Raw genomic sequence first — 11,534 nt, forward strand, 5'->3', positions numbered from 1 at the left:
AAAAATCCCATCCTGAAGTCAATTAAATCTTTTCCAGGATGGAACAATTTTTATCTAATAACAAGCTACTCCATGAACAATTATCCAAAAACTGGAATCGTCACTGGTACGATCTAAAGTGAAATCTAAATCACCTGTACTTACCTCATCATTTCTGTTATACTGACCTGGGCTTTTTGCTATATTTCCAGGGTTATCTTCGCTTAAGTAAACGTGAAGATCATCCAAATTAACTCCTGATTCAAGGTCGATATCAAAATTCACCTCATCTCCATTAACAGTAATAGTTATAGTACCTACAAGTTCTCCTTTGCTAGTATCATTTTGACCAGCTCCAGCCCAGAAATTGAAAGTTTTACTGTTACCGTCAATTGTGGTGTCAAAGTTTTCAGCCCATCCCCAACGGTTACCATTTGAAATGTCTTTAATCTGTGTATCACCAAACATGAATGCTGTTTCACAAGTATCACCTCCATTATCTTCTGGACAACCATCATTATCTGCTGGACCCTGAGTATCCGGACATTCATCTTCACAATCTACTACACCATCATTGTCAGTATCAGTCGTACAATCATCCAATGGACAACCAAAATTCTCAGCTGTTCCAGCTTCATCAGGACACTGATCACAGTCTCCAAACAATCCGTCACCATCTAAATCCTCTCCAGGACATTCATCATCTGGACAACCAAAATTTTCAGCAGTACCTGGAACTTCTGGACACTCGTCATCAACATCTGGCACGCAATCTCCATCCATATCTCCTTCTGTTGGTACACCAGGACAATCTCCTATTGGTGGCTCGCAACCTATAAAGAGGTGTACATAGTCTACAGATTCACCATCATTGCTTAATAATCCGTCAACATCATTCCAGTTCAGACCAACTTCTGCTAATGGTGTATTATCTATATCACCATAAGAATCTGTCCAGTCTAGAGGAGTAACAGTATAGAAAAGATATTCAGTAGTAGGATCTTCAAAAGGAGATTCTGGTACTACTAAACAAAGAGGATCTGCAAAATATTCTCCATTAGTTTCACCAGTTGTTGGTGTTTGTGCTGTAGAATATAGTTTAATACGCTCTTCACCATTATCATAATAAAGATCTACGCTATAATTACCTACATAATGTCTACCATTTACGCTAGGGCAATAGTTTGCGAAGAAGCATAGAGGATATAGTTTTCCAGGTACCAGATCAAAGAAAGGATAGCCATATTCATTGACCATTCTGCGATCAAAACATAAAACTTCAATGTCGATATATGGTTTCGTACCGTCACGAACTTCAAAAGTGAAAGGCAATGGGTTATCCACATATCCATCAAACTGTCCGGGAGTGGTTTCAATTGGAGCTACCCAAATTAACTCGCCATCATCATCTGGGTCACCGTCATAAACCCGAAAACCATTTAATGTCACGGTTACAGAGCTATTATTAGCTACTGGTATTTTTAGATCTTCTGAATATGCTGTATAGAAGTCTGATCCATCATTCAGAATGTCCACATCTACATCATAGTCATTTCCACCATAGCTGAAAGCTATACTAGCTACCGCTGGAAGTGCATCTGAACAATCAGGAATTTGGTTAAAATGATCCTTGTTCACGCTCATGGCCCGGTTTGCCAGGTCATTTAATAAAGCTCCAAATTGTAATTCTACAGACTGTACATCTGTGCCCGTTTCAGAAGAAGATTGATCTTCCTGGCTACATGACATCATCAGCAACGCTAACATTGCTAACAATCCCATACAAATTTTAAAATGTTTCATTTATGTTGTGTTTTAAGTTGATTAAAAAAAGGGACACTTATTTCAAGTGTCCCCTCAATATTATTGAACCAGAGAAAGTTCTCCGCAAGCTACTGGTAAAGTAGCATTGCCATCAAGACCATGAATTACGATCACATTCTTATCAAGAGATGTAAGATTTTCCATTTCTTCCGCTGAAAGTGTGAAAACTCTTTCGTAGATATAATTTCCATTTGCATCTGCGACAGGATATTGATCTCCAGAATCAGACAGACCCAATTGAACAGGACCGTAGAATGGCACACCTTCTGCCAGTGTTAGAATACCGTCAGCGCCAGCAGCGTCCATAGTTGGACAGGTTGCGTCCTGTTGAACTCCCTGTACAGGAGCAAATCCATGAATATGCTGTAGATGACTCATTCCTGCAGTAGTATTAGTAGCAAGTACGGTTACATCAAATTTATTTCCTGTTTTTGCAACAGAAGCCAAGGCTATAACACCAGAATCATTTAATTCTTTAGCACAAGTCTTATAAACCATGGTGTCGTCACGAGGATCATCAAAGATTTGTGGATCATCAGACTCTCCACAACCTTCAAAGAAGTGGTAGTATTCCAAGTTATCATCGCCATCAAAAAATGTTCTAATCTCTAGATCTGTAAGAATTGCAGTTCTAATTAATTCACCTTCGTTAGCGTCATAATCGGGACCATCTTGAATTCTAATTTCAATACGATATCTATCGGTCTCGTCTAATCTATCTGGTAATACGATACATAATGGGTCTGCAGAATACTGTCCATCTTCTTCAACGATCATATTTTCTATACCACCATCATAAAGATCTACAAGATTATTTCCATTTTCATCCACCGTCCAAACATTCACGCTATAAGAAGCAAGGTAGTGTCTACCAGATGGAGGGCAGAAGTTTCCAAAAATACAGAAGTTGATTAGTTCAGTATTTTCAAGTTCAAAGAATACATAACCATATTCATTTACCATACGTCTATCATAGCAAAGAACTTCAATATCAATGTATGGTTTCGTACCGTCTCGAACATCAAAATCGAATGGTAGTGGGTTGTCTACGTATCCATCAAACTGACCTTCTTCAGATGATTTAGGTGCGATCCAGATAATATCTCCATCTGTATCAGGATCTCCGTCGTACACCATAAAACCAGTTAAAGTAACGGTAGTAGTCCCATTATTTGCTACTGGGATCTTTAGTGCTTCAGAGTAATCTGTAAAGTATGCAGTTCCATCAAACAGAATATCTACATCTGTCGAATAATTCTGCCCTCCATAGGAAAATTCGATTCTTGCTACAGCAGGTGTAGCATCTGAACAGGTTGGAACTTGGTTAAAATGATCCTTATTAACCTGTACGGCGCGGTTTACGAGTTCGTCAAGTGATGCTCCAAAAGTGATCTCAACAAATGCTGAATCTTCACCTGGATTTATTTTTTCGTTTTCATCTTCACTACATCCGGCCATAAGCAACGCAAATACTACGCAGAATGCCAGATAATGATTTAATTTTTTCATGATTAAAAAGTTTTGGTTAAAATTTTGAGAATGGTTAATAAATGTCTGGTCCAGGGAACGATATATGTTCGTGGATAAAGGTTCTTAAGATTTGATCTTACGAGTTAGCTGGTTCAGATTGAACCAGGTGGGAGTGACTATCTACTTCATGATTACAGAGTTTTGGTTAATAAATTTTCGAATGGTTAATAAATAATATATATGGTATCTCAAATGAGATGATTCTTTTCAATTTATAAAGTAGTAGGGATCGGGGGCGATCTTAGTGTAGGAAAGATTTTGTGAAGATGGGGGCAACCTCTTTTAGAAATCTATGTAAATATATATAAATGTGTTCCTCAAATTTATAGGGGAAATCCCCTATTATTTATCTTAAAAACCCTGTTTAACAATGCTTTATGATTTTGGCATTTCAACCAGGTTATGATTGATAGCATATATAATGCTTTCAAGGATCGTATCTGAATTTGTTCTTTTTATAATACTCGATCTATGTTTCTCTATTGTTTTAGGACTTATAAATAGTGCTTCTGAAATTTCCTTGGTCTTATAGCCCTTACATAAAAGTGTAATGATCTCTTTTTCTCTTCTTGTGAAATTCTCCTCTTCCATACATTTTGTCATTGACAGAGAATTTTCAACTTCTGTAGCTGTAGATCCCACGTTGTCTCGGAGACAATATTCATCACCCATAAAATCAATCAGCATAATATAAGTATCCTGAATTTTAGGAGTCAATTTTGAAAGCGTAATACGTGCATTTCTAAGTTTCTGACTGGTGATCCTAAGAGTGGTTTCATTTGTAGCATGCATATGCTTACCTTTTGCAAATTTGCGCAAACATTCCCTTATTGTATTCTTAGCATCTGATCTCACGATATCTGTAATATCCAACATTTCCTCACTGGTCCTGAATGTATTTCTTGCGACATCGTTCATATTAACTATCTGGTCTTTCTCCAGCAGTAGCACGGGTTGATTCATTAAGTGAAATAGACCCATAAAGCATTCATGCCAGTAATTAAGTTTATGTTGTTCTGCAGTGCGAGCGATTCTAGAAACCAATTGCTCTAAACCTGTGGCAGTAGAATGATACTCATCTACAAGATCTTTGTATCGTTTTGCCATCATCTTAATTTCCAATGGACTTCCATAGATTGCAAGATGTGCTCTTTTTAGAAAGTGGGTTGCTTTAAAGTTTTTCAAATTCTTAAAATCTGAAGGTTTACGATAGGAAGTTTTGTCGAAAACAATCGTATCTGGTAATAAGTTAAGTACCCTGTGATAAGCTACATGTATAGATCCTTCTATGGAAACATCAAACATAGTGCTCAAACCCTGAACAAGTTCCTGGATAAGCAATTCATTCTTACTTACAATAAGTAATTGTTTCTTTTGCATTTTCTCTCAAACATTAAATAAATATAAACAAGCTCCAATTGCAACTGAGTAGGGTTACAGTTACACTTCTAAATGATCATGAACAGATCGGGAACATTTTTAGGGATACTCAAATATAGTAGCTGTAAATCCAGAGATAAAATTTTTATAGTAATATTACTCTGACAATCAGTTATATAAAATGTAGGTATTTAGGTTTTCTTAACAATATTAACTTACTTCATCGACTGGAAAACTGAAATCACTCTAAAAATTAAGATTGGCTTAACAACTTTCTGCTACATTCTTTCTTACAAAAAATTACAGGTATCTTAACAACAGTACTTTGACTTCGGCTTTCCTAATAGCGTTACAATAAGTAACTTTGCCATCTTGAAAAAATGTATGGCGAAATTTGAAGACAGTATCGAAGTATTAGGAGCTAGAGTTCACAATCTTAAGAATATAGATGTTTCCATTCCCAGAGAAAAGCTTGTTGTAATAACAGGGCTTTCTGGATCTGGAAAGTCTTCACTCGCTTTTGATACCATCTATGCTGAAGGACAGCGTAGATACATCGAAACTTTTTCTGCATATGCCCGCCAGTTCTTAGGGAGCCTGGAACGTCCAGATGTGGACAAAATTGAAGGTCTCTCCCCAGTGATCGCCATAGAACAGAAAACAACCAGTAAGAATCCAAGGAGTACTGTAGGAACGATCACAGAGATCTATGATTTTCTAAGATTATTGTTTGCCAGAGCTGGAGAAGCTTACAGTTATAAGACCGGTGAGAAAATGGTGAGCTATACAGACTCCCAGATAAAGGAACTCATATTACAGGATTTTAAGGGTAAAAAGGTAAATGTTCTTGCACCAGTAATAAGAAGTAGAAAAGGTCACTACCGCGAATTGTTCGAATCTATTGCCAAGCAGGGATTTATCAAAGTTCGGGCAGATGAAAAAGTGGTGGATATTGAAAAAGGCATGAAGCTGGATCGATACAAGACTCATGATATTGAGATTGTTGTAGACCGCTTGAAAATTGAAGAAAAGCCCGAAGCAGATAAAAGACTTGATGAAAGTATTAAAACGGCCATGTATCATGGTGAGGATACTCTTATGATTCTGGACCAGGATAGTGGTGAGGTTCGATATTTTAGTAGGAATCTTATGTGTCCAACTACTGGAATAAGTTATCCTAATCCAGAACCTAATAGTTTTTCCTTTAATTCGCCTAAAGGAGCCTGTCCTAATTGTAATGGGATAGGTACCTTATACCAGGTGAATATTGACAAGATTATTCCGGAGCCTAAGAAATCCATTAAAAACGGAGGTCTGGAACCTCACGGGCCTCAAAAAAAGAACTGGGTATTTTCTCAACTTGAACTTATAGCGGAACGCTTCGATTTCAGCCTGAGTGATCCTATCAATAAGATTCCGAAGGAAGCATTAGAGATGATCCTATATGGAGGAAAGGAAAAATTCTCCAAGGAATCCAAGGCTTTAGGAATCACCCGCGATTTCAAGATCGATTTTGAAGGTGTAGCAAGCTTTATTGAAACAACCTTTAAAAACAACGATTCCACTTCTTTACGCAGATGGGCTAAGGAATACATGGACAAGGTAGATTGCCCGGAATGTGAAGGTTCCCGATTAAAAAAGGAAGCTTTATACTTTAGAATAAATGATAAAAATATTGCCGAACTTGCTAATCTTGATATTTCAGATCTAGCCGACTGGTTCGAAAATATCGAAGCAAAGCTTTCAGCTAAACAATTACAGATTGGTGAAGAGGTCGTAAAAGAAATTCGCGCCCGCATCGCCTTTCTGGTAGATGTAGGTCTTACGTACCTTAATTTAAATCGTGGTTCCAAATCACTTTCGGGTGGAGAAGCACAACGTATTAGACTTGCTACTCAGATTGGATCCCAACTGGTAGGTGTTTTGTACATTCTTGATGAACCTAGTATCGGGCTGCATCAACGCGATAACGAAAAGCTGATCAATTCTTTGGAGTCCTTGAGAGATATCGGGAATACTGTAATCGTTGTGGAGCACGACAAGGATATGATAGAAAGGGCAGATCACGTGATCGATATTGGACCACGTGCCGGGAAATATGGTGGTGAGATCATTAGCGAAGGTCCTCCTTCAGAACTGCTGAATCATTCTACGCTAACTGCAGATTATTTGAGTGGGAAAAAGGCCATCGCTATTCCGGAGAAAAGACGAAAAGGTAATGGGAAGTCGATCGAATTAAAAGGTGCGACAGGAAATAACCTGAAGAATGTGAGCATTAAAATTCCGTTAGGAAAAATGATTGCGGTAACCGGTGTTTCAGGAAGTGGGAAATCCACTTTGATCAATGAGACCCTCTACCCTATTATGAATGCTCATTATTTTAATGGAGTTAAAGTTCCTAAACCTTATAAAACTATAAAGGGTCTGGACCATATAGACAAGGTGATCGATATTAACCAAAGTCCTATTGGACGAACCCCGCGTTCTAATCCCGCTACTTATACCGGCGTATTTTCTGAAGTGCGAAACCTTTTTGCGAAAACACCTGAATCGCTAATTCGTGGTTATAAACCGGGAAGATTCAGCTTTAACGTAAAAGGCGGGAGATGTGAAACCTGTAAAGGTGGCGGACTTCGTGTGATCGAAATGAATTTCCTGCCAGATGTTTACGTAGAATGTGAAACCTGCCAGGGGAAACGCTTTAATCGTGAGACTCTGGAGATTCGATATAAAGGAAAATCTATCGCAGATGTGCTGGAAATGACCATCAATGAGGCTACTCCTTTCTTTGAGAACATTCCGAAGATATTTAGAAAATTGAAGACAATTCAGGATGTTGGACTGGGATATATAAGTTTAGGACAACAATCCACAACACTTTCTGGTGGAGAAGCTCAAAGGATAAAACTGGCGACCGAACTTTCTAAAAGGGATACCGGAAATACTTTTTATATCCTGGACGAGCCAACGACCGGTCTGCATTTTGAAGATATCAGGGTTTTGATGGATGTCTTAAATTCGCTTACCGATAAAGGAAATACTGTCCTTATTATAGAACATAATATGGATGTAATCAAAATGGCAGATCATATCATAGATATAGGATACGAAGGTGGTAAAGGTGGCGGTGAAGTTGTCGCAACCGGCACTCCTGAACAAATAATTAAAAACACTAAAAGTTACACTGCTCGCTTCCTGAAGAAGGAAATGAGTTAAACCAACCATATGAAAGCAGCAAATAGCAATAAAGCCTGGAACGAGATAAGAACGAATGATTCCTGGGCGATTTTTAAGATAATGGGTGAATTCGTGAATGGATACGAGAAACTAAGCCAGATTGGACCTTGTGTTTCTATTTTTGGATCTGCACGAACTAAACCCGATATGAAATATTACGGGTTGGCCGAAAAAGTGGCGAAAAAGATCGTTGATCATGGCTATGGCGTGATCACTGGTGGTGGTCCCGGGATCATGGAGGCTGGTAACAAAGGAGCTCATCTGGCCGGCGGTACATCTGTTGGACTTAATATCGATCTGCCTTTTGAGCAGCATGATAATCCATATATAGACAACGATAAAAGTCTGGATTTTGATTATTTCTTCGTTAGAAAGGTAATGTTCGTAAAGTATTCCCAGGGGTTTGTAGTAATGCCTGGTGGCTTCGGTACGCTCGACGAATTGTTCGAAGCGATCACTCTTATTCAAACACATAAGATCGATAAGTTTCCAATCATTCTTGTAGGAACAGAATTCTGGGGAGGTCTTGTTGAATGGATCAAAACTACCCTTCTTGATAGTTTTCAAAATATTAGTCCTGCAGATATTGATCTGGTGCAGGTCGTAGATACTGAAGACGAAGTAATAGACATCCTGGATAAATTCTACGATGAATATAACTTAAGCCCGAATTTCTAATATTTTCCACTGCTGAAGGTATCAAACTTTGTTTATATTTAGATCTGATTTTTATCAGCACTAAACTTAAATTTCGTTGAAATACCTTCAGTGTTTCTTTCTTATTTTACTATTCCCGTTATGGCTCTCTGCACAAAATGCCATGAAGGTGAACGCCCGCCTGGTTGACAGTCTTCATACTATAGAAGTCGATCAGCAAATCACCTTTGTAAACACTGAAGAAAGGGAACTGGTAAGTATTTATCTGAATGACTGGAATAATGCATTTAGTTCCAAGACTTCTCCTCTGGCGAAAAGGTTTGCTGAAGATTTTGCCCGCCGCTTTCATTTTGCCAGGCAGGAAGAACGTGGTCATACTATTATTGAGTCTATTAATTCTGCTGAAGGATCCTCCCTGGAATGGGATCGTCCCGGCAATATTGAAGACCTCGTACGAGTATTTCTCCCCGAACCATTGGCCTCCGGAGATTCTATCACCTTAAATCTTCAATACGACTTAAAAATTCCTGATGATAAATTCACCCGATTTGGTCGGGACGGCGAAGGGAATTACAAATTGCGTTACTGGTATATGACTCCTGCCCCACTGGATAACGGATGGAAACTTTACAGTCACAAGGATCTCGGCACCCAATATGTAAGCCCGTACAATATTGAGATCAATATCGATATTCCTACTGAATACTATGCAGCTTCAGCATTAGACCTTACCCGCACCCAAACCAGAAAAGGTTTTAAGACCATTCATTTTAGCGGAGACCAACGCGTAGACAGCAAAATGTACTTAACCAACACTTACATTTTTGAATCTCTACCTGCAAACTCGAATAAGGTCATAACCAATATTCGTGATGAAGATATGGAGCTGGAAAACAAAACAAAGCTGCTCTCCCGAACTTTTAGTTTTCTTGAAGATCGGCTGGGAAGCTATCCTAATGAAAATATCTTTATTACCCAGGAAGATTATCAGAATAGTCCAATTTACGGACTAAATCAATTACCAGGTTTTATACGTCCTTTTCCCGACGGATTTCAATATGATCTAAAACTATTCAAAACTGTAACTAATTACTATCTCCAGAATTCGGTTTTTATCAATCCCAGAACCGAGAAATGGGTGACCGATGCTATTCTGGTTTCATTAATGATCGATTACGTGGATACTTATTATCCCAAAATGAAACTTATAGGGAACTTAAGTGACATTATTGGAATTCGCTGGTTCCATGCGGCAGATCTTGAATTTAACGATCAATACCAGTTCCTGTACATGAATGTGGCCAGGATGAACATTGATCAGCCGCTGAATACAAGCCAGGATTCGCTGGTCAAATTCAATAAGAATATTGCAAACGCCTATAAGGCTGGTGTTGGTATCAAATACCTTGAAGAGTTTCTTGGAGACTCGACCGTATCGAAATCGATTGGTGAATTTTATAAAAAGTATAAATTAAAACCTACCAGCGATGTTCAGTTTGCAGAGATCCTTCAGAAGAATGCAGGGAAAGATATTTCATGGTTTTTTGAAGATTACGTAGGAAGCAATACTAAAATTGATTTTAAGATTCAGAAGGTAACAAAAAGAGAGGATGATTCTCTGGATGTTCGAATTCAAAATTTAAGGCAGAACGAAATGCCTATTAGTCTCTACGGACTCAAAGACGGAAAATCGATCTACAAAACCTGGGTTGAAAAGGTTCGGGACACCAAAACCGTTACTATCCCCCGAATGGATATTGAAAGACTTGCCTTAAATTATGAAGCAGAGATTCCCGAGTTCAATCAAAGAAATAATTACAAGAGAGTAAGCACGCTACTCAATAAGCCCATACAATTCAGACTGCTTCAGGATATCGAAGATCCAAGATATAACCAGATCTTTTTTATGCCAGAGTTTGATTTCAACCTATATGATGGTATTTCTATTGGACCTAAACTTTATAATAAAACAGTCCTGAGCAAAACTTTCAACTTTTCACTTTCTCCAAAATACGGTTTTGGCAGTGAAACTCTTGTTGGATCGGCATCATTCTATAACGCCCATCAATTCGAGAATAATGACCTGTACCTTATTTATTATGGGATTGGCGGTTCACGGTATTCTTATGGTTATGATCTATTCTACCAGAAATACAGTCCGTTTCTTGTCTTCGCCTTCAGAAACTCATATTTAAGAAGTAATGAAAGTCAGCGATTATTGATTAGAAATATTAATGTTCATCGAGATCAGAATCCTGATGATCCACTCCTTCAGCCAGACTATAATGTTCTGAATGTAAAGTACAGCTATAGCAATCCTAATTTTCTAAAGCATTTAACCGCATCATTCGATTATCAGCTATCAGATAAGTTCAGTAAAATAGCGGTCACAGCAGAGTACAGAAAATTGTTTACCAATAACAGGCAAATCAATTTAAGGTTCTTTGGAGGAACATTTTTGTATAATGATGCCCGCAATAATGATTACTTCAGTTTTGCGCTGGATCGTCCTACAGATTATCTTTTTGACTATAATTACTACGGAAGAAGCCAGGGAAGCGGATTATTCAGCCAACAAATTATTGTTGCTGAAGGTGGCTTTAAATCTCAACTGCAACCGGAATATGCCAATGAATGGATTACCACTATGAACGCAAGTACCAATATCTGGAAATGGATTTACGCTTATGGTGATGTGGGTATTGTAAAGAATCGGCATGAGAATGGAAAATTACTTTACGATTCCGGCATACGTATGAGCCTGGTTCAGGATTATTTTGAGCTGTTTCTTCCTGTATATTCGAACCTTGGCTGGGAAGTGGCTCAGGAAAATTATGATGAAAAGATCAGGTTTATCGTCTCCCTAGATATTGGAACAATTATCAAACTTTTTACAAGACGCTGGTATTAAATAAATTCCTTACGCT

The 11,534-nt window shown here is 38.2% G+C and carries 6 protein-coding genes; 3 read left to right on the top strand and 3 right to left on the bottom strand.

Annotation, left to right across the window (positions count from 1 at the left end):
• Positions 1–54: 54 nt before the first annotated feature.
• From ACNI3T_RS01585 to ACNI3T_RS01595, 3 genes are all read right to left on the bottom strand, one after another.
• Positions 55–1,782, bottom strand: a complete 1,728-nt coding sequence (locus tag ACNI3T_RS01585; RefSeq protein WP_418226338.1) for a hypothetical protein — start codon at positions 1,780–1,782, stop codon at positions 55–57.
• 60 nt (positions 1,783–1,842) lie between these two features.
• A complete protein-coding gene (locus ACNI3T_RS01590; protein WP_418226339.1) occupies positions 1,843–3,312 on the bottom strand; it encodes a hypothetical protein in 1,470 nt (489 codons plus the stop codon).
• Positions 3,313–3,708: 396 nt separating this feature from the next.
• A complete protein-coding gene (locus ACNI3T_RS01595; RefSeq protein ID WP_418226340.1) occupies positions 3,709–4,713 on the bottom strand; it encodes a response regulator transcription factor in 1,005 nt (334 codons plus the stop codon).
• 384 nt (positions 4,714–5,097) lie between these two features.
• Here ACNI3T_RS01595 and uvrA point away from each other — a divergent pair, with 384 nt between their 5' ends.
• The 3 genes from uvrA (at position 5,098) to ACNI3T_RS01610 (ending at position 11,518) form a co-directional block, all read left to right on the top strand.
• Entirely contained in the window at positions 5,098–7,929 is a 2,832-nt protein-coding gene (uvrA, locus tag ACNI3T_RS01600) for an excinuclease ABC subunit UvrA (RefSeq protein ID WP_418226341.1), read from the top strand.
• 9 nt (positions 7,930–7,938) lie between these two features.
• Entirely contained in the window at positions 7,939–8,628 is a 690-nt protein-coding gene (locus ACNI3T_RS01605) for an LOG family protein (protein WP_026915679.1), read from the top strand.
• A 76-nt stretch (positions 8,629–8,704) separates the two neighbouring features.
• Positions 8,705–11,518, top strand: coding sequence for a metalloprotease (locus tag ACNI3T_RS01610; RefSeq protein ID WP_418226342.1), 2,814 nt, complete (start codon positions 8,705–8,707; stop codon positions 11,516–11,518).
• Positions 11,519–11,534 lie beyond the last annotated feature (16 nt).

The organism is Christiangramia qingdaonensis, from assembly GCF_048381525.1.
Taxonomy (GTDB): domain Bacteria; phylum Bacteroidota; class Bacteroidia; order Flavobacteriales; family Flavobacteriaceae; genus Christiangramia.